The sequence below is a fragment of the Photobacterium ganghwense genome (assembly GCF_017329545.1).
Taxonomy (GTDB): domain Bacteria; phylum Pseudomonadota; class Gammaproteobacteria; order Enterobacterales; family Vibrionaceae; genus Photobacterium; species Photobacterium ganghwense.
The window spans coordinates 2,128,387-2,149,337 of the sequence record NZ_CP071325.1; the positions used below are offsets into that span (position 1 = coordinate 2,128,387).

The 20,951-nt window shown below is 50.9% G+C and carries 17 protein-coding genes; 10 read left to right on the plus strand and 7 right to left on the minus strand.

What is annotated here, in order from left to right:
* Positions 1-12: 12 nt before the first annotated feature.
* Positions 13-1,215, minus strand: a complete 1,203-nt coding sequence (bioF, locus tag FH974_RS09725; RefSeq protein WP_047884184.1) for an 8-amino-7-oxononanoate synthase — start codon at positions 1,213-1,215, stop codon at positions 13-15.
* Complete coding sequence (gene bioB / locus FH974_RS09730; protein ID WP_047884239.1) at positions 1,202-2,254, minus strand: biotin synthase BioB; 1,053 nt, start codon at positions 2,252-2,254, stop codon at positions 1,202-1,204. Before bioB ends, bioF begins: the two co-directional genes overlap by 14 nt.
* A 161-nt stretch (positions 2,255-2,415) precedes the next feature.
* On the opposite strand from bioB, the gene bioA reads away from it, so the two are divergent.
* The 5 genes from bioA (at position 2,416) to prsR (ending at position 8,423) form a co-directional block, all read left to right on the plus strand.
* Complete coding sequence (bioA, locus tag FH974_RS09735; protein WP_047884238.1) at positions 2,416-3,675, plus strand: adenosylmethionine--8-amino-7-oxononanoate transaminase; 1,260 nt, start codon at positions 2,416-2,418, stop codon at positions 3,673-3,675.
* A 120-nt stretch (positions 3,676-3,795) separates the two neighbouring features.
* On the plus strand, positions 3,796-4,362 hold the full coding sequence (locus FH974_RS09740; RefSeq protein WP_047884183.1) for an LON peptidase substrate-binding domain-containing protein: 567 nt from the start codon (positions 3,796-3,798) through the stop codon (positions 4,360-4,362).
* Between the two features lie 320 nt (positions 4,363-4,682).
* Positions 4,683-4,850: a hypothetical protein gene (locus FH974_RS09745; protein WP_157038307.1), complete on the plus strand. Its 168-nt coding sequence runs from the start codon at positions 4,683-4,685 to the stop codon at positions 4,848-4,850.
* A 114-nt stretch (positions 4,851-4,964) separates the two neighbouring features.
* Positions 4,965-7,034 (plus strand): XrtA/PEP-CTERM system histidine kinase PrsK, encoded by a 2,070-nt coding sequence (gene prsK / locus FH974_RS09750; protein WP_084712481.1) that lies wholly within the window; start codon positions 4,965-4,967, stop codon positions 7,032-7,034.
* Positions 7,035-7,052: 18 nt separating this feature from the next.
* Positions 7,053-8,423, plus strand: a complete 1,371-nt coding sequence (gene prsR / locus FH974_RS09755) for a PEP-CTERM-box response regulator transcription factor (RefSeq protein ID WP_047884181.1) — start codon at positions 7,053-7,055, stop codon at positions 8,421-8,423.
* Positions 8,424-8,624: 201 nt separating this feature from the next.
* Here the strand turns inward: prsR and FH974_RS09760 are convergent, their stop codons facing one another.
* From FH974_RS09760 to FH974_RS09780, 5 genes are read right to left on the minus strand one after another with little or no spacing between them, the layout of a single operon-like run.
* Positions 8,625-9,923 (minus strand): XrtA/PEP-CTERM system-associated ATPase, encoded by a 1,299-nt coding sequence (locus tag FH974_RS09760; protein WP_084712480.1) that lies wholly within the window; start codon positions 9,921-9,923, stop codon positions 8,625-8,627.
* Positions 9,924-9,925: 2 nt separating this feature from the next.
* Complete coding sequence (locus FH974_RS09765; RefSeq protein WP_047884180.1) at positions 9,926-11,383, minus strand: TIGR03016 family PEP-CTERM system-associated outer membrane protein; 1,458 nt, start codon at positions 11,381-11,383, stop codon at positions 9,926-9,928.
* On the minus strand, positions 11,352-12,344 hold the full coding sequence (locus FH974_RS09770; protein ID WP_107193800.1) for an XrtA-associated tyrosine autokinase: 993 nt from the start codon (positions 12,342-12,344) through the stop codon (positions 11,352-11,354). The genes FH974_RS09765 and FH974_RS09770 overlap by 32 nt, the downstream gene beginning before the upstream one ends.
* The gene (locus tag FH974_RS09775) at positions 12,341-13,882 is read right to left on the minus strand and encodes an XrtA system polysaccharide chain length determinant (protein ID WP_047884179.1); all 1,542 of its coding nucleotides are present in this window, start codon (positions 13,880-13,882) and stop codon (positions 12,341-12,343) included. The genes FH974_RS09770 and FH974_RS09775 overlap by 4 nt, the downstream gene beginning before the upstream one ends.
* A gap of 12 nt (positions 13,883-13,894) precedes the next feature.
* Positions 13,895-14,542: an XrtA/PEP-CTERM system exopolysaccharide export protein gene (locus FH974_RS09780; protein ID WP_047884178.1), complete on the minus strand. Its 648-nt coding sequence runs from the start codon at positions 14,540-14,542 to the stop codon at positions 13,895-13,897.
* Between the two features lie 191 nt (positions 14,543-14,733).
* On the opposite strand from FH974_RS09780, the gene FH974_RS09785 reads away from it, so the two are divergent.
* Genes FH974_RS09785 through xrtA form a run of 5 tightly spaced genes read left to right on the plus strand, consistent with a single transcriptional unit; the run spans position 14,734 to position 20,921 of the window.
* Complete coding sequence (locus FH974_RS09785; RefSeq protein WP_047884177.1) at positions 14,734-16,134, plus strand: TIGR03013 family XrtA/PEP-CTERM system glycosyltransferase; 1,401 nt, start codon at positions 14,734-14,736, stop codon at positions 16,132-16,134.
* Between the two features lie 2 nt (positions 16,135-16,136).
* The gene (locus FH974_RS09790; RefSeq protein WP_084712478.1) at positions 16,137-17,090 is read left to right on the plus strand and encodes an XrtA system polysaccharide deacetylase; all 954 of its coding nucleotides are present in this window, start codon (positions 16,137-16,139) and stop codon (positions 17,088-17,090) included.
* The gene (locus FH974_RS09795) at positions 17,035-18,075 is read left to right on the plus strand and encodes a FemAB family XrtA/PEP-CTERM system-associated protein (RefSeq protein ID WP_047884176.1); all 1,041 of its coding nucleotides are present in this window, start codon (positions 17,035-17,037) and stop codon (positions 18,073-18,075) included. Before FH974_RS09790 ends, FH974_RS09795 begins: the two co-directional genes overlap by 56 nt.
* Before the next feature lie 5 nt (positions 18,076-18,080).
* Entirely contained in the window at positions 18,081-19,397 is a 1,317-nt protein-coding gene (locus FH974_RS09800; protein WP_053061740.1) for a TIGR03087 family PEP-CTERM/XrtA system glycosyltransferase, read from the plus strand.
* Between the two features lie 24 nt (positions 19,398-19,421).
* Positions 19,422-20,921: an exosortase A gene (gene xrtA / locus FH974_RS09805; protein WP_207103241.1), complete on the plus strand. Its 1,500-nt coding sequence runs from the start codon at positions 19,422-19,424 to the stop codon at positions 20,919-20,921.
* Positions 20,922-20,951: the final 30 nt, after the last annotated feature.

Here is a 20,951-nt window from a genome sequence, read left to right on the forward strand (position 1 = left end):
ATCATTTTCACGTCACTGCGCATGAAAAACCTCGTTGATGGCATTGGCCAGTTGTCTGATATCCGACGGCTCATGATTAGCCGTCAACGTGATTCGCAGGCGGGAGGAATTCACCGGCACCGTCGGTGGACGTATAGCGCTGACCCAAATGCCCCGGTCCCGCAGTTGCTCTGACATTGCAACCGCGCGCTGGCTGTCGCCAACCAGTACCGGCTTAATGGGAGTATCAGTTGCCACCAGCTCTACTGCCGGGTCGAGTGCTTCCGCCAGGATGTGCCCAAGCTCCTGCAATTTTTCACGGCGCCAGTGCTGCTGCTGAATCATACTGCACGCCTGACTGAGTGCATGAGCCTGTGCCGGTGGAATCGCTGTCGAATAGATATAATGCCGTGCAAACTGCACCAGATATTCAGCCAGATCCTCGTTGCAAAGAATCGCAGCCCCCTGCAAACCAAAAGCTTTACCGAACGTCACCACTAAAATATCCGGGCGGATACCAGCCTGATCGCAACTTCCCCGGCCTTCATCGCCAAGCACACCGCAGCCATGAGCATCGTCCACGGCCAGTAAACTCTGATGCGCATGACACAATGTTTGCATGGCAGCCAAAGGCGCACAGTCACCGTCCATACTGAACACCCCTTCGGTCACCACCATTTTCACAGTTTCAGCCGAAGTGACATTTGTCTGCTTAGCCAGTAACTGCGCCAGTGCATCGGTGTCGTTATGCGCAAAACGCCGCATGGTTGCCTCGCTCAGCATGCCCGCCTCCATCAGCGAAGCATGGTTGAGTTTGTCCTGAATCAGCAGATCACCTTTTTGCAACAGTGTAAACAGCAGCGCCTGGTTGGCACCAAAACCGCTACTGAACAGCAGTGCGCGATCATAGCCCAGCCAGTCTGCAAGCTGTTTCTCTAATCGATGATGTGCTGGCTGATACCCCGTTACCAGCGGGGATGCGCCGCTGCCAGCACCATAGCGCGTCAGCCCTTGTTGCCATGCCTCGACCAAGGCCGGAGATTGCGCCAGACCCAAATAGTCATTGCTGGAAAAGTTCAGGCACCGTTTAGCATGGTGGGGAGATGAGGCTTGAGAAAGTGAACCGGTATCCAGCACCTGACAGTCCTGACGCTCAAGGCAGGTGCGTGAGCGATACAACCCTTGCGACTGGCGCGCGGCAAGGGCTGACTGGATGCGTTGATTAAAGGGATGCATCGTAGAACAGATCGTCTTTCCCCGGACGGGCAGCCATCCGCTCTGCCACTTGGTTCAGCAACTCCTGCTCCTGGATTTCATCCGGCTTGGCACTTTGCTCGTCCCGGTTGATACCCAGCTTGGCAAACAACTGCATGTCTTTGTCTTCACCCGGATTTGGGGTAGTCAGCAGTTTACAGCCATAGAAAATGGAATTGGCACCAGCCATGAAACACAGCGCCTGCATCTGCTCGTTCATCTTTTCACGTCCGGCAGACAGTCGTACCGCAGATTGCGGCATAATAATACGGGCAACCGCGATGATACGGATAAAATCAAACGGGTCGGTATCATCCACCGTTTCCAGTGGCGTGCCTTTCACCTTAACCAGCATGTTAATCGGCACACTTTCCGGATGCACCGGCAGATTCGCCAGTTCTACCAGCAGACCCGCACGGTCACGGGCACTTTCTCCCATGCCGATAATGCCGCCTGAACAAATCTTCATACCCGCATCACGCACATGGCTCAGCGTATCCAAGCGATCCTGGTAGGTTCTGGTGGTAATAATATTGCCGTAGAACTCCGGCGAGGTATCCAGGTTGTGGTTGTAATAATCTAGCCCAGCATCCGCCAGCTGATTGGCCTGATCGCCAGTGATCATGCCCAGGGTCATACACGTTTCCAGCCCCATGGCTTTTACGCCGCGTACCATTTCCAGCAGGTAAGGCATGTCACGTTCTTTCGGGTTTTTCCAGGCGGCTCCCATACAAAAACGCGTAGAGCCTGACGCCTTGGCTTTACCTGCCGCATCCAGTACCCGCTCGACTTCCATCAAACGCTCCCGGTCAACGTCGGTGCGATAATGCGCGCTTTGCGGGCAGTATTTACAATCTTCCGGACAGGCACCGGTCTTGATCGACAGCAGCGTACTGACCTGCACTTTGTTCGGTTCATGGTGCTGGCGATGTACTCGCTGTGCTTCGAACAGCAAATCCATAAACGGCTTATTGAAAAGCGCCTGAACTTCCTCGACTGTCCAGTCGTGACGTACTTCCACGTGTAAAACCTCGTTTTTATTGTTCTTGGCATGCCGTTGTTGCCACACCAAAAATTATTGTTATGTGCTTCCTAATACTTGGCTAGTCTACTTCGAGCCAGTAGACTGTCAACCATAAAGAAATAGAAAGGTTTACATCTGTGCAAAATAACAACAAACCGGTGGATTTAGATTTTGACCAGAAACATGTCTGGCATCCCTACACGTCTACCCAGGCTCCTCTTCCCTGCTATCCCGTCACCCATGCTGAAGGCGTTTATCTGACTCTGGAAGACGGTCGGCAGTTGGTTGATGGCATGTCTTCCTGGTGGTCGACCATTCATGGCTACAACCACCCTATGCTGAATGAAGCAGCAAAGTCGCAAATTGATAAGATGGCACACGTTATGTTTGGCGGTATTACCCACCAGCCGGCAGTGGAATTGTGCCGCAAGCTGGTCGCCATCAGTCCGGAGCCATTGCAACATGTTTTTCTGGCCGATTCAGGCTCGGTGGCGGTGGAAGTCTCCCTGAAAATGGCATTGCAGTACTGGCACGCCCGAGGTGAGCAACGCCCTAAGTTTCTGACTGTCCGGCACGGCTATCACGGCGACACCTTTGCCGCCATGTCAGTCACCGACCCGGACAACTCCATGCACAGCCTGTACAAAGGGTTTCTGCCTGAACACATTTTTGCCGACTCCCCGCAGTGCGGTTTTTTTGATGAGTGGGATGAATCAGATGTCGATGATTTTCGCACCAAACTTATCGCCCATCATACCGAGCTGGCCGCAGTGATCCTGGAACCCATCGTACAGGGCGCCGGAGGCATGCGAATTTACCATCCGAACTTCCTGAAACGGGTTCGTGAACTGTGTGATGAATACGGGGTATTGCTGATTGCCGATGAAATTGCCACCGGATTTGGCCGAACCGGAAAATTATTTGCCTGTGAACACGCCGGTATCAGTCCTGATATTATGTGTGTCGGAAAAGCGTTAACCGGCGGTTATATGACCCTTTCGGCGACACTGACGACCACGCATGTCGCAAATACGGTATGTGGTGGCGAGGCGGGCTGCTTCATGCACGGCCCTACCTTTATGGGCAATCCGCTGGCCTGCGCGGTGGCGAATGCCAGCCTGGATCTGCTTGCCAACGGACACTGGCAAAAGCAGGTAAAACAGATTGAAAATCAATTGGCTGAACAGCTTCCGGCGATCGGTCAGCTTCCCGCGGTTAAAGCCGTTCGCTGGCTGGGTGCGATAGGAGTGGTCGAGCTGTATCAACCGGTCGATATGGCCAAGATTCAGAAGACTTTTGTAGACATGGGTGTCTGGATTCGCCCTTTTGGCACACTTGTCTACATAATGCCCCCTTTTATCATTAGTCAACAAGAACTTAGACAACTGACCTCTGCGATAAAAGCCGCTGTTAGCTAGTATCGAAAAGCAGACAGCATCCAAAAGTTGTCTGCTTATACTTTTCCTGAACGTTATAGCAAACCCAACTTTCTGTTGGACCGTACTTAATAAAGAATAACGTCAGTAAAGGCTAGAACTATGCAGTTACCACTATTCCCGTTACAGCTGTATCTGCTCCCTGGTGGGATCAGTAAGTTGAGGATTTTCGAACCCCGCTACACTCGCCTGGTTAAACTGGCTATGGCCTCAGGCGAAGGGTTCGGACTCTGTATGAAAGACGGCGAGACATTGTGTCATTTCGGTACCCGGGCAATCATTACAGATTTTGAGCAACTCCCCGATGGTTTACTGGGTATCACGGTTAAAGGGGTAGAAAAGTATGTGATCAACAAACACTGGCAAGAGGAGGATGCCCTTCGCTTTGGCGATGTCACTCCACTGTCCAACTGGTCACCGACTGAAATAAAATTTGTTGACCGGGATATTTCAAGCAGCCTCAAGGCTCTGTTTGAAGAATACCCTGAGCATGCAGCTAACTACCCCATGCCCGACTATAACGATATGACCTGGGTCTGTCAGCGCTGGTTAGAACTCCTGCCACTGGAAACCAATCAAAAACAGTGGTTTATGAGTCGCAGCGATCATCGTGCGGCACTGTCTTTTCTGCACAGTGTCATCGACGATCAGTTGAAAAAAAACCAGTGAGTGCCACCTATATTGCCATGTCTGTGGATGTGTCATTTAACAAAGACATGAGTTGCTTTTTATAACAAAAATAAAAAATTGGCCTGTCATATTGCCAGTTACAGTCCCCTATGATTTATGCGCGACGATTTATTCATACTGACACCGTATTCTTTCAGGCTTGCGGGTTTGTTATGTTCCGAGCAGCCCATCTGCCACACTCCCAAAAAACATTCTTATCATTAAGCCAACGTGCGCAAATGTGGTGTTCTACAGTAAACACATAAACAGGAGCAGTAACGAATCAGGGAGATGAGACATACACAATTTGGGGATTCGGCATGAACAAGCTTTTACTGATACTGACACTCAACTGTCTGCCATTTGTCTTTATCGCATTTTCTATCTACGCCAGCAGTAACGAACCGGAAGATTCCCGCAAGACCCTTCAGCAATGGCTGCCACTCGATGCCATTTGTGAGTCGATTCAGTCTCCGCCCTCTCCATGACATCAGCTAACCACCGGTAGACATTTTGCCACAAAGCACGGTCACGGATTTCACCGCCAGAGGCAAATTCGTCTAGTCTCATAATAAGAAACTTCCACAAAAAAGGACTCAGCATTGGAATTTCTTTTGGGACCCGTGGGCTACTTTGTTGCCGCAACCGGTTTTGCGGCACTTTTGCTGTTGCTGCTGACAACATACCGGCAGGTGAACCTGCAAAAGAGCCTGCTTCAGCTGGTGTGTGTGTCCGGGGCTGTCTGGGCAGGCACCACCGGCTTGCAGCTAATTTACGGATATCCGTTGCTGTTTTCGCTGGTGACGGAAAGCCTTTTTAACGGCATTCTCAGTTTGCTGTTACTTGGCACAATTATCAGTGCCGAGCGCCTGTCCGAGGTGATCAAGCATAAACTGATGATACTGTGTGGCGTGATCTTTCTGGTCGCTACGCTGGAAATCTGTCGATTGCTGGTGCCTTTCCTGCACCAGAAAGTATTCTTCTTTGCGCATCTCTGCCAGGCCATCATTGGCCTCTGGTTCATCGAAAACCTGTACCGCCGCAGCCATCGTCAGGAATTGCAGGCCATCAAGCCTATCTGCCTCGGGCTCGGGATGATCTATGGTTACAATTTTGCCCTTTACGCCGATGCCTTCCTGACCAATGTCATTGCCCCCTCATTCTGGGATGGTCGGGGATGGATCATCGCAACAGCCATTCCGCTCATTGTCCTGACAACCCGACGCCTGAATCGCTGGGCCAGCCGGGTGTATGTCTCTAGGGATGTCATTTATCACAGCACCTTGATCCTGGTTGCCGGTATCTACCTGCTGGCCATGTCAATCGTCAGCTTTTTTATCAAAGCGGCCGGCGTTTCCTGGGCAGACACCGCGCAGACCATTTTCTTTGCCCTTAGCAGTTTAGTACTGGCCAGTCTGTTTCTGTCCTCTCCGCTGCGCAGGCGGCTCAAGGTTTTTATCGCCAAGCACTTTTTCGCCAATAAGTATGAATATCGCCAGGAATGGATCACTTTCTGCGCCAGTCTGGAACACCACGAACGTTCACCTTATGACAATGCGTTGGCTGCCATGCGGGGACCATTCGGCTGCACCGCAGGACTGCTGGCCAGCATGAAGAATGGCCGGTTACAGGCAGTCTCTCATGACGGCTGTGCGGCGGCGTCACCCGAGGCAACCTATCTGCTGGAACACTTGGGTCTGCCGGCTATCGAACACGACTGGATCATTGATTTCGAGAAACTCAAAGCCGGTTACGAAGTACCGCCGTTTTCTGTTGAACATGACCGGCTTCCCGCCCCTGCACCATTTTCTGTGCTGGTACCGGTGCATTCTGACGGTGGTTTCCAGGGTGTGTTCCTGCTCTCCCGCCCGACGTCAACCGATACCGTCGACTGGGAAGACAGGGATCTGATGCATGCCATCGGCAGTCAACTCGCCGTTTATCTGACGATGTATGAAGCCAACCAGAAGCTGGCTGAAAGCCAGCAGTTCGACACCTTTAACCGCATGTCTTCTTTTCTGGTGCACGACCTGAAAAACGTCGTGGCTCAGCTACAGCTGCTCAGCCGCAATGCTGCCCGTCACAAGCACAATCCGGAATTTATTGATGATGCTTTCGACACCGTCGAGTCTGCGGTCAACAGACTGAATAATGTGCTGAGCCAGCTACGCAGCAAACGTATTGATGCCGACAGCACGCAGCACATCGAAATCGCGCCGGTGATCGCCCAGGTTTGCCAGACCCGCTCCGTGCAGGAGCCGTGCCCTGTTTTTCGTGACCTTACCCACGAGCCAATCCGCCTCGATGCCAATAAAGAGCGCTTTGAAAACATCCTCAACCATCTGATCCAAAACGCACAGGATGCAACCGATGCACAGGGGCAGGTCGACATCACCCTGCAGGTAACCGGTAACCACTGCCAGATTGATATCACCGATAATGGTCATGGGATGAGTCAGGATTTCATTCAGCACCGTTTGTTCAAACCGTTTGATACCACCAAAGGCAACGCCGGAATGGGAATCGGGGCTTACGATGCCAAGAACATGATTGAACAACTCGGCGGGCATGTCACGGTACAGTCCGCCCCTGAACAAGGCACGCGCTTTGTGCTGGCGGTCCCCCTCAGCACCCGTTCACCACAAAAAAATCCAACTATACTCAAAGAATAACCACAAGAGAGGCAACGTATGGAAACACTGCTTGTTATCGAAGATGATCCGGGAATTCAGAAGCAGCTGAAGTGGTGTCTGGCCGATTATGACGTCGTATTTGCGGCCAACCGACAGGAAGCCATCACCGCCCTGCGCCGCTATGAACCCAAAGTGGTTACTCTGGATTTGGGTCTACCGCCAGATCCGACAAACGCCTCTGAAGGGCTGCAGACTCTCAAGGAAATCCTTGACCTGTGTCCGAATACTAAAGTGATAGTGATCACTGGCAATGATGATAAAGATAACGCACTCAAAGCCATTGAATTGGGGGCCCATGACTTTTATCAGAAGCCGATTGATGATGAGATTCTGTCTGTGATCATTGCCCGCGCCTTTGTCATTACGAATCTGGAAAGCGAGAATATCCGCCTGCGCCAGTCCTCGCTCGACAGCCACGGGTTTATCGGTAACAGCCCACAGATTCAGCATGTCTGCCGGATGGTGGATCGTATTGCGGCCTGTGAAATTTCCACCCTGATCCTTGGTGAAAGCGGAACCGGTAAAGAAGTGCTGGCACGGGCGATTCACGATCGCAGCCCGCGTCATGACAAACCTTTTGTGGCCATTAACTGTGCGTCGATTCCAGAGCATCTGCTGGAAAGCGAGCTGTTCGGGTTTGAAAAAGGGGCCTTTACCGGCGCACATAAAACCACAATCGGGAAAATCGAACACGCCAATGGCGGCACCCTGTTTCTGGATGAAATTGGCGACATGCCTTATCCGTTACAGGCAAAAATTCTGCGCTTTTTGCAGGAGAAAGTCATCGAGCGTGTCGGCGGACGCCAGGAAATCCCGGTTGATGTCAAAATCATCTGTGCGACCCACCAGAACCTGCAACAGATGATGACCGAAAAAACCTTTCGCGAAGATTTATTCTTCCGCATCAGTGAAATTACTATCGACAACCCACCCTTACGCGAGCGCGGAGAAGACATCGTACTACTCGCCCGTTTCTTCCTCCATCTTGCCAACCAGCAGACTCAGCACAAAATCAATGGCTTTACCGACGAGGCCATCGCAGCGCTGTGTCAGTATCACTGGCCGGGGAATATTCGTGAGCTGCAGAATAAGATTAAATCAGCCGCCATTATGGCGGACGGCAAGGTCATTTCTGAATTTGATTTGGCTCTGACATCAGTGGACGCCTCAGCACAGGAAAAAATGCCACTTAATCTGCGCCAGATTCGAGATGCAGCGGAAAAGCAAGCAATCAGCAAAGCGTTGACCATGACCGATGGCAATATCTCACGCGCCGCCAATCTGCTGGGCGTTACCCGCCCGACCCTCTACACGCTGATTGAAAAATTCAGCCTGAACGCCGATGCGCCTTCCTCCACGACGCAGTAATAAATGCGCTGAATAAGCGACATGCGTACAGATAAATCGGCCTTCTTATATCGGCCTGTTAAACCCGCCCCACGACAAGTTCGTTGGGGCAAACACTGAAGAAACCACCGGGTCTTAGCAGTAAAACGGCGAGAACCGTAAGCAACAAAAAAACAAGGCAGGTCGTTGACCTGCCTTGTTTTTTGTTTTCGTCCAATTTCATTATTCTTGATGGGCTTTCATCAGGGCCTGAACCCAACGTTTGCTCTCGAGTTTAAGATTATCAGCATCTTCGATTTGAGTGTTCCCATCCATGTCATTGTTGCCCTCACGGGGTTGAGATGACGTGATCTCCCCGCTGTACGACGAGGGAGCCGGAAAGGCATCTTCCCCGAGAACATTTTCTGCGGCATCTGTCTCAGCCCCCTCATTGCCATTGGATACCGCAGAGGAGCCGCCAAGCTGATCGGATAATCGACGCTTTTTCAGGATGAGATTGTCTAGGTAACGAATTGTGGCAACTTTGCGTTCAATGACCTTGTCCAGTACCTCTTTCACTGAATCCAGCGTAGACAGGATTTTATCCATTTCATGATCACTCAGTGCAGAGCGACCTTGTGACAAACTATTCTCCGGATGAAAACCCGCACCCGCCGCGGAATGCAGGGAATCGGAGAGAGGAGCCATGGCGTGCTGAGTACTGATAGAGCCAGAGAATTCTTCGCCCATTTCATCAATCACCTGCTGAACGGCGTCCTCATCGATAATGCGCAATTCTTCAAGGTAAGCATAAAGAAACAAGCGATCCATCAGGATGTTAATCTTGCGGGGAATACCGGCCGTTTGCTCAGCGACTTTGGCAAAAATCGCCTCGTCCAGTTCCGGGTTTCCCTCCCAGCCAACCTGATGTAAGCGGTGCAAAATGTAATCGCGGGTTTGCTCGGTATCAAACGGCTGAAGATGGCAGGATGCAATGACCCGCTGGCGGAACTGCTCCATTTCCGGCAGAGCAATAATGGCTTTGAGCTCCTCCTGCCCCAGCAAAAAGCTCTGAATCAGCGGACGGTCATCAAGCTGGAAATTCGATAACATTCGCAGCTCTTCCACTGTCTCGGCCGGAAGGTTTTGCGCTTCATCCACCAGCAAGAGCGCATGCTTACCCTGCTGATGCAATTTCAGCAAAGCCTGCTCCATGCGTTTCAGAATTGCGGCTTTATCCAGGCCTTCTACCGGTATCCCAAATTTGGCCGCTACCAACCGTACCAACTCTTCTGGCGTGAGCCGGGTTGTGGCGATCTGAATTGCTTCGATGGAATCATCCAGAGAAGCCAGCAGGTTTCGGGCAATCGTAGTTTTTCCGGTACCTATCGGCCCGGTGACCACGATAAACCCCTCGCCCTGTGACAAGCCATATTCAAGGTACGACGCCGCCTTTTCGTGGAACGGGCTGGCATAAAAGAATCTGGGATCCGGGCTGAGTTTGAAGGGTTTGTCCGTCAGCCCAAAATGTGCTTCGTACATAATTAAAATTCCACCCTGACTTCTAGGTAAACGCGGTTCTCGTCATATTCGTTGTCCGTAATTGACGAGGAACGCTGGTTGAACTCATACCCTACTGAGCCAAACATGTTCTTACTCAGCTCATAGTTTGTATCGAACGCCACAGTCCAGTACTCATCCTTTTGCTCGGGTTCCGCCTGGTTCCGAAAACGGTAATCTTCATAAGACAACCCAATACGGGCACTAAGCCGCCGCGACAGTTCATGGGTGATATCCATGCTGATACCGTATCCGTCTTCATCCTTTTCCTCAGAATTGTCATTGAGCGGACGCTGCTGGTTATAGAACAACGTCAGCACATAATCGGTGCGACGGGCTTCCAGCGTTGTTGTCCATTCCAGTTTTCTGCTGAGAATAAACTCCGCGATGTCAGAGCCTGAGGTAAAGGTGTCACGGTCAAAACTGGTGGCTTCTTCGGTATAGCTAATCGCATTGGTCAGGCGACGGGTTTGATGCGAGAAAAACACCTCGTACGCATCCCCGAAGAAACGCTTGTCATAAGAAACAAAAAATTCAGTTCTCGGCGACGGATTCAGGTGTATCGAACCAGCCCAGAAGTCTGAGATCCCGTCGGTTTCGGAGAAGTTATAGCTCAGTTCAAGGTATGACGTTTTTGTCCAGTAATACCGGAGCCCCGGCCCCCAACTCAGCGCGTCCGTACTGTCCGCTTCGGAAACACCGTTGTAATCTTCATAGTTCAGGCGAATAAGCGGCGACCAGTGATGAATAGTCTGCAACCCTATCACTTCGCGTAAAATTTTCAGCTCGGTGTTTGGCGCGCCTTTGTGGCCGTTTTTATAGTCATAACTGCCCTCGATATCCCAGAAGAGATCCCGGACACGCTGACCGTTTTCGAAGTTAAATTCACCGCCGTACCGATCGTAATTACCGATGTCATCTTCATAGTTCGCGACAGCGGTGAAAACCCGTCCATAGAAGTTAATGCTGCTCAGCGGATTAGACTGATAGCTCAAACCGACTTCGGCCGATTTACTCTCTATGGTATCCCCACTGAAAATGTCAGCATTGGCGTTCTCATCGATAGCACGCGCCAGATTGGAAATGGATGCATCAGCATCGACTCGAAAGCCACTGTCCCATAATCCTTTATCCGCATTAAAGGTGAGTTCCTGATAGGCCGAGTTTTCGCTGGAATCATGGCTGTAGAAGAGCTGACTAAGCTCATAATTAAACAGCAGGTTGCCGTCATTACCTGTGATATCAGCACTCAGGCCGGCGTCAATGGTTGAAATCAGGCTGTTACGACGATCTGAAGACGCCTGATCGACGTTATCAGTAAAGACCAGGCTGGTTCCGACAAAAGGGATAAATTCCACCTCTGCCGCGCCGCCGGTTTGTGGTAGCAGCAGTAGCTGTGCCAGAAATGCACTAATCGCTGTTCGTTTGAAGACCATATCCATAGCCATATCCATATCGACTATTTATTCCACGGGTCGCTTTGTTGAGAATAAACCCAATCACCATTTCCCTGTTCAGCTCCGAAATAGCCTGTTCAATATCAGACATCCGGGTTTTTGACTGCTCCACCACAATCATCGCCTGTCCCATAAATTTTGCGATCGTAGTGGTTTCTACCGCGTACAGCAGCGGCGGACAATCGAAGAGCAGAATGCGATCCACATAGCGGGCTGACAACTCTCTGGTCAGCTTCTCCATTTTGTCACTGGCCAGCAACTCATTGCTCAGGTGGTGCGGTCTGCCAGCCGGCAGCAAACGTAAATTCGGAATATTGGTGGTATAAATCACCTCTGAAATATCACTGACTTCACCCAGCAGGTACTCAATCAGGCCCGGCTTTTCATCCAGACCAAGGGTTTTGCTCACGCTGGGTTTCAGCACATCCGCATCGATCAGCAGAATAGTTTTGTCCTTTTCCGAAGAGATACTCAGCGCCAGGTTGACGGAGGTGAAGGTTTTCCCTTCCATCGGATTCGGGCTGCTCACCATCACCATGTTCGGGGACTTGAGGGTCTCAGAAGCGGGACCAAACGCGTTATAGAGCAATTTGTGTTTGATAGAACGAAATTCATTGGTAATTTGCGAGTTCGCCTGCTCATCCGTATGGGAAACCATCCCCATTTTTTTCAGCCGCTCAGTATCTATGTACAGTTCTGCTTCACCGGTAAACGCAAGCACCGATTCCTGCCCTACCGCAGACTGGGAATAACCGGTATGGCTATCCATATCTGCCATAGACCTCTCAGCCATAGACGTGTTTGGTAAGCGACTGCCCGATGCAAGCAGATTCGATGAGGGGCTCTGTTCCCGCTCTTTGGACTTATCCATCGCGCGGGCAATCATCCCCTGCTTACCCGGCTTTTTACCGCCCCCTTTTTTCAGTGCTTTTTGAATAATGCTCATAACATCTCCTTACCCTGCATTATCAATTGATGCACTGAAGGCATGCTATTGATGACCACAAAACAGACGAAAAACACCAGCAGCAAGACACTGACGAACGAGAAACGCAACATTCGCCACCGCTCAATTTTTTTCAGGCCAGAGAGCTCTGTTGCCGACACGACCCCAAATACCGGTAACTGCAATTGCTTATAAATTTGCGTAGGTGAGAATGCCACTGACCAGATTTGGCTGGCAATAAACGCCAGTGCAAACCCTACGCCTACCGCCAGAATCAGCACAACAGTCAGGAATAGCGGACGCATCGGACCAGACGGTTCCCGTGGCAGCAAAGGTGGATCGATAATCCGGAACGAAATCTGATCGGACTTGGCATCCAGGCTTTGCGACAACAAGGCCGACTCCCGACGAGAAAGCAATTCGTCATACTGCCCCTTCGTCACCTCATAGTTACGCATCATGCTGGTCAGTTCTGCTTCGATTTTTGGCAGATACTCCAACTTTTCGTCATTAATCCGAATCTTTTCAATCAGGCTCTCTTCCCTGGCTTTCAGAGAAGCTACCTGATTTTCCATTTGTCCGACCGTCAACTTCATTTCCTGCAATACTGGATTTAATGCCAGTTGCGCGGCATTGCTACCGCTGCTGCTTTGCTGTGTCTTCAGCTCTTCAATCTGACGGCGGGTTTCACGAACATCCGGATGCCTTTCCGTAAAGCGGAACAGCAAACTGTCCAATCGGGTCTGCAGGGCTTCAAGCCGCAGGTCATACTCCGTTTTAAACCCAGAACTCTGTTTAGACGCCAGATTGGTTTCCTGATCCAACTGGCGCCGGGCAGAGATCAGACTGGACTGGGCTTCACGCAACTGCAGCCGCGTTTCCTCCAGTTCGCTTTTCATTTGTTCTGATTTAGCGACAAAGCCTCGCTCAGACCCCGGCAAGTAACCGGCATTCTTTCGCTTAAAATCAGCCAGTTTGGCTTCAGAATCCAGCAATCGAGCTTCATATTCCGCCAGCTGGGTTGATATGAATTCATTGGCACGCCGGGTGTCCATCTTCTTCTGCCCGACGGCATTTTCAACAAACACATCCAGTGATGCCTGAACCACATCCTGCGCATACTGCGCATCTTTACCGGTGAAACTGATAGTAAAGAGGTTTTCTTTACCGGCACTTTGAATGCTGATATCTGATTTCAGGGTATCCAGCAGATCTTCATATTCTTCTGTGGTGCGGGTTTTCACATCAGCATCAGTGTAACGGGCAATGGTTTCCAGGTTGCGCCGACTCAGCAGCGTTTTCACCATCAGGCGAAGTTCCTGTGACGGATCGGCATTGATCGCCAGACCTTGCATCAGGGGTTTTAGGATCGTCTGCGTGTCAGCATAAACCCGCGCTTCAGACGTGTATTGATTTGGCATCAGGGTGACGGCAATCCAACCCAGCGGACAAATAACCCATGCCGTCATCCAGATCCACCGACGATTCAACCAAATACCGTTAAGGTATTGAATCAGGAGATCCAGCTGTTCCTTCATACAGACGCCCCCTTAAAACCAGGACTCAGGAATAATGACAATGTCACCCGGTAAAATATCGATGTTGGCCGTGATGTCACCGTCACGGATCAGATCCCCCATACGCAGCCCATATTGTTGCTGGCGTCCGTTAACAACCCGGATAAGGCGGGCATCATTGCCGTCTGCGTAATCAGTTAAGCCACCGACCTGAACCATAACGTCAAGCAAGGTCATGTTCTCACGGTAGTTAATCGCCTGAGGCTGAGAGGCTTCGCCAATCACCCGCACCTGCTCGCTGTAAGGGCCAATAAAACCGGACACCATAACGGTCACTATGGGGTCGCGAATATACTCGGCCAGTCGTGCCTCAAGGCTGCGGGCCAGGTCTGTCGGGGTACGACCAGAAGCGGGGACATCTTCAACCAACGAAGTAGAAATCATGCCGTCAGGCCGCACGGTGTAACTGCCTGAGATTTCAGGGTTCCCCCAGATAAAAATGCTCAGGCTGTCACCGGGACCGATCAGATATTTGTAATCCCTGACATTTTTGGTAAGTGAAGGCTGGGTGGTGGCGGTTGGTAGTTGCGGAAGGTTACCACTAGAGCATCCTGCTATCGATCCCGACAACATCAAGACTGCGATCCCTGCCTGCTTAGCGCTAAATACTCTTCTTTTCATATCCTTATCCATCCTGGTCTTTCCACATTTCAGCGCAATTGATGCCTGTATTTCCAATGTGTTGCAGCGTGCTAAAAAGAGTTTTGTATAAAACTAACTATATATGATTTTTTTATTGTGTAAGTTTTTTCTACACTACAATTATCCATACCAGCATAACGTTCATATTTAGCTATAAGTCAGGGAAAGCTATGGCAAATACACGTTTTCATGATTTAAATCTGAGTAATACCACACTCATCGTGACTGACATATTTTTGTTAGTCAGTCTTTTTTATTTAAGTTTCCATTACCTTCCGGTTTATTATCCGGAGTACTTTCATGGGTTAAAAAGCCTGCCGCTGATTCTCCATCTGTTCTTTTTTACACTGCCGATTCAGCTCACACTGTTAGCCGTCGGTCTGTACAACGAAAAGTTACGGGAATCTTTCAGCGGTATTACCGTTCGGATTGCTGTGGCTATTGTACTCGCCTATATTTTGACGTTTACACTTTCCATTGTCATTCCCCCGCTGAGTCTGCCTGCCACCAGTAAGCTGGTTCTGTATGCTTCAGCCTTTGCCGTGCTTGTGATTGCCCGCTATATCGCCATCAGTAAACAATACGAACACATTGGCCGACGCCGGGTGCTCTTACTGGGTTGCGGGGAACGCGCCACGCTGATCAATACCTGCATGCGCCGTAAAAAAGACAGGGTCCATTTTGAATTGGTCGGTTATGTCCCTTTTAAAGGCGATAAAGAAACTCAAGATCCGAACATGAATAAAATCGAATTAACCGTTCCTTTAGAACAATATGTGTTTGAAAACGGTATCGATGAAATCGTGATTGCGTTGGATGAACGCCGGAATAATCTTCCGACTGAAAGCCTGTTCCATTGCAAAATGCAAAACATTTTAATTACGGATATTCTTGATTTTGTAGAACGGGAAACCGGTCAAATTGCGGTTAACCATATTTACCCTTCGTTTGTTATTTACAACAACCACAATAAGGAAAATATCTTTTCACGTATTTTCAACTGGTTGTTTAATAGCGCATTAGCGTTAATTATTCTTGCCGTATGCTGGCCGTTAATCCTTCTGACCATCATCGCCATCAAATTGGAAGACGGTCTGAAATCCCCGGTACTGTACTCTCAGCAACGGGTCGGTCTACGGGGGAAAGTCTTCTCCATCTACAAGTTTCGCAGTATGCGTACCGATGCAGAAAAAAACGGGGCACAAATGGCCACCAAAGGTGACAGCCGTGTCACCCGGGTGGGTCGTATCATCCGAAAATACCGCGTCGATGAGCTTCCACAGTTATTTAATGTCTTTCGGGGAGACATGTGTTTTGTCGGCCCAAGACCGGAACGTCCGCAATTTTCTGAGGAATTTGAACACCATATCCCCTATTACTCGCATCGACACCGGGTCAAGCCCGGGCTGACCGGGTGGGCCCAGCTGAAATATCCTTACGGAGATGGCATGGATGATGCAGTAGAGAAATTGAAGTTTGACCTCTATTACATCAAGCACCGCAGCCTGATGCTGGATATTTTAATTCTGATCAGAACCTCTGAAATTGTTCTGTTCGGAAGAGGAAGGTAGCTATGCAAACATTCGATGCCCGTGATATTTCGACCCGAAAAGACGCCACTCCCGCTCAGCCTCGCTGTCATGCCATGACTGTCGATGTGGAAGACTATTTCCAGGTTGCGGCTCTTTCACCTGTGGTAAAACGCCACGAATGGGGAACCACATACCCGCTTCGGGTCGAAGCCAACACGCATCGAATTTTGGAACTGTTCGACCGGTACAACGTAAAAGCCACTTTTTTTATTCTCGGCTGGGTCGCTGATGCCTGTCCGCAGCTGGTGAAAGCCATTCATCGGCAGGGACATGAAGTTGCCAGTCACGGCTTTGCCCACCAGCACGCAAACCGCCAATCGCCGGATGTATTCTGGGACGATGTGGCGCGCAGCAAGCATCTATTGGAAGACCTGACCGGCCAGGCCGTTAATGGCTATCGCGCCCCGAGCTTTTCCATAGACCAGTCAAACCAGTGGGCCTTTGACGTACTGCAAGAGCTGGGCTTTCAGTTTACCAGCAGTACTTACCCGATTAAGCACGATCTGTATGGCGTCCCCGACTGGCCCAGGTTCAAACATGTCCGACAAGAAGGGATTGTTGAAATCCCAATTCCGACCCTCACCCGTTGGGGTCGAAATGTCCCCATCGGCGGCGGCGGATATTTCCGATTTTACCCTTATCGGCTCAGCCGATACCTGATTCAAGCTTACATCAAGGAAACCGGCCAGCCATACAGTTTTTACTTTCACCCCTGGGAGATAGATCCGGCTCAGCCTCGTCCCTCAGGGCTGTCAGCCAAATCGCGCTTTCGTCACTACATCAACTTACATCGAATGGAACGCAAGCTGTCGCGACTGGTTCAGGATTTTGAATGGAACACGATCAGCAATGTTTATCAATTAGACGGGCAGGACGATCATGGAAACGCTATCAATACGGAAGTTAACGCCTACCGAGCACAATGCCTGGGATAAGTACGTCGACACCCATCCGCAAGGCAGCTTTTTTCACCTCTCCGGCTGGCTTGATGTGATTCAGTCTGTGTTTGGCCATCGCCATCACTACATGCTGGCAGAGCAGGATAAACAGGTGGTGGGGGTATTACCCCTTTTTGAGCAGAAAAGCTGGCTGTTTGGGCATTCACTGGTGTCGACCCCTTTCTGCGTCTACGGCGGCGCGCTGGCTGACAGTGATTCCGTGCGTGAGAAGCTGGAAGAAGCGGCCTATGAGCTGGGCTGCAACCTGAATGTAGACTATGTCGAGCTGCGCGATCGCAATCCGGTCGAAAGCAAAGGTCCCTGGGTGACCCATAGCCATCACACCTCCTTCGGATGCACATTACCGGACGATCCGGAGCAAATTCTGACCGCTATCAAGCGCAAGCAGCGTGCAGTGATTCGCCACGCGCAGAAAAATGCGCTGAGCTGGGACAATAGCGATAACCCGGCAGAATGTTTCGACCTGTACTCAGAAAGCGTACGCAATCTCGGCACACCGGTTTTTTCAGACAAATTGTTCACCAGCCTGAAACAGCAATTCGGGGAGCAATGTGAAACACTGATTATCCGGGATCACGCGCAGACACCGGTGTCCGGCGTGCTGAGCTTTTACTACAAAGGCGAAGTGCTGCCCTACTATGGCGGTGGCACTCTTGATGCCCGGGATCTGAAAAGTAACGACTTCATGTATTTCCAGCTGATGCAGCTTGCCCATCAGAAAGGAATTCGTCAGTTTGATTTCGGACGCAGTAAAAATGATTCGGGATCCTACAAATACAAAAAGCACTGGGGCATGGAAGAAACACCACTGAACTATCGGGTGGCCCTGGTCAAAGCTCAGGCTCTGCCGAATCTGTCACCGAACAACCCGAAATACCGTTACTTTATTCAGCTCTGGCAGAAGCTGCCACTGAGCCTGAGCCGTCGCCTTGGCCCGTTGCTGTCAAAATACTTGGGGTAGTTGTTATGAAAGAGCCGTTACTGTATCTCTGTCACCGCATCCCTTTTCCGCCAAACAAAGGGGATAAAATTACCACTTACAATATCCTGAAATTTCTCAGCCGGTATTTTGACATTCATTTAGGCTGTTTTGTGGATGACGCGTTTGACAAACAGTACCAGCAAGATGTGGCGCAGTTTTGCGCCAGCTGTCATATCATGCCGCTGTCGCGCCGATACAGCCAGATAAAGGGGCTCACAGCCCTGCTGACCGGACAACCCATCACGGTTCCCTTTTACGCGCGCGCTCACATGCAGACCTGGGTTGACCAAACCATTGCAAAATACGCTATCCGCAAGGCATTTCTCTACTCAGGGTGCATGGCACAGTATGTGATGAAACATCAGGAAAACCTGCACACCGTGATGCACTTTGCCGATATTGATTCGGATAAGTGGCGCCAGTATGCCGACAAGACTCAGGGGATCATGCAGGCCGTTTATCAGCGGGAGCACCGCACTCTGGCAGCTTACGAACAGGCGGTTGCCGCAGCCTTTCAGGTCAGTTGCTTTGTCACCCAGACCGAAACCGACACATTCAAAGCCATGCTGCCCACAGCGGTACGGAGCAAAATTCATCCACTGGAAAATGGGCTCGACAGTGCCTTTTTTTCGCCCGAGGCGGATTGCCATTTGGGCGAGATCTATTCGCTTGAGAGTGATAACTACATCGTTTTTACCGGTGCAATGGACTACTGGGCCAACGAAGACGCCGTGATTTGGTTTTGCCGTGAGGTCTGGCCCAAAGTCAGAGCCGCCGATCCGAACGCCAAGGTCTATCTGGTTGGCAGTTCGCCGGGCCCGAAAGTGACCGCACTCAATAACCAACCCGGCGTCGTGGTCACTGGTCGGGTGGAAGATGTGCGCCCCTACCTTAAATATGCCAAAGCAGCGATTGCTCCCATGCAAATTGCACGCGGCGTTCAGAATAAAATGCTGGAAGCCATGGCGATGGCGAAACCGGTTGTTGTTTCTTCTCTGACCATTGAGGGCATGGAAGATTACCCGACATCGCAACTGAAGGTTGCTGATTCTCCTGACGTGATTAGCCAATGGCTGCTCAACAAACTCAACCAGCCCCATATTGTGGCCAGTGAATCACGCAACTGGATAGAGCAGCACTTCAGCTGGGAAGCCAAGCTGCGCCCGCTGCTGGATTACCTGGACTCGCCCTCTCTGGCGACCCAGTCTGATCCCGCCACACAGCGCCATGAAGGTTTGAGGGGAGATGATACGAATACCAATCCGCCCGGCTGTGCGGTCAAAGAAGCACAGGAACTGTAGCCAAGGTATTAAGAAGAGGTGACCATGGAACAGAACAAACCCTTGTTAGTGTTACTCCCCATCTTTTGCTGGGGACTGGTGTTCTATGCGCCGCTGATGGACATGGCTACCGTATGGGGGCAATCCAAAACCTATGAGCATGGTTATCTGATTGCGCCCATCAGCCTTTGGGTTGCTTGGCAACATCGCCAGCAAATCAGTCAACTGCCTCGTGATGTCGCCTGGTTACCCATTCTCCTGATGCCGATTCCCGGTATGCTCTGGCTGGTCGGTAAAGCCGGCGGAGTCGCGCTGTTTGAGCACGCAGCCGCCATTTTCAGCCTGCAGCTTCTGCTGTGGGCAATGATCGGCACGCCCCGAGCAAAAGTAATGTGGTTTCCGATTGCTTACCTGACATTTTGCATTCCGTTCGGCGAAGAGCTGATTCCTTCACTGCAAACCGTGACCGCCGATTTAAGCATTGTCTTTCTGCAACTATCGGGGATTCCGGTATACCGGGACGGCTGGTATCTGACCATTCCCAACGGCCAGTTCTTTGTGGCCGAAGCCTGCTCCGGTATTCGTTTTCTGATTTCCAGCGTGGCTCTGGGTACTTTATTTGCCTATCTCCAGTTCACAAAACCCTGGAAGCGGATTTTGTTTGTCGGGTTTTCCTTTATTTTCCCGATCATTGCCAACGGTATCCGTGCCTACGGCATTATTCTCATCGGCTACCTGTCTGACATGAAACACGCTACCGGTGCCGATCATTTGGTGTACGGCTGGGTCTTTTTCAGTCTGGTCATTCTGTGCATTTATTTGACTGCCAGCCTGTTTGCGGACAAACAGCGTGAGCAAGAGACCTTTTCGCCGCAGCCTCACTCCAGCGGCACCTCGCCAATTAAAGCAATCGGGTTGTTATCCGCATTACTATTATGCTTTGCACTTTGGGGGCGCAGCATGACAGCCGTGCCGGATCCGGTGACAGACACGTCACCGTTGCTGGCCGGCAGTGTCGTGACACAATCTGTCAGTCATCTCCCCTCACCTCCGGACACAAAGCCAGCGACATCCCTTGAGATGGAAAAGTTGTGGGGCATTCAATTTCCGCATGCGTCTATAGCCAAACTGGCTGTCAGCACTGACGGCAACGCGCTGCTGTATACCGCCCGTTACGCTCTGTGGCAACCTGAAGGCGAACTTATCAGCAGTGATAATCAATTGTTTGATAAAGAGAAATGGGCGATACAACGTAGCGGACAACTATCACTACAGACTGACACCTCGGCCGCAACCCTGTCACTGACCAATCAGCGGGGTGACACAATGCAGGTGGTTTACTGGTACTGCATCAGTGAGTTCTGCAGCAGCGATCCGCTCACCATCAAATTGTACAAAGCTGGCCAATTGATCCGCGGCGGCAGCGGATATGCCGATGTTTTTGCCATTGCCAGTTCCGATGATCAGCAGGCGGCTCACTTTGCCCGACTCTGGTCGGCGGCAACCAACGCCGAAGCAGACGTTATGGCAAAAAACTTGCAGTAATCCCATGCAGTAACCCCTTGTCGTAACTGC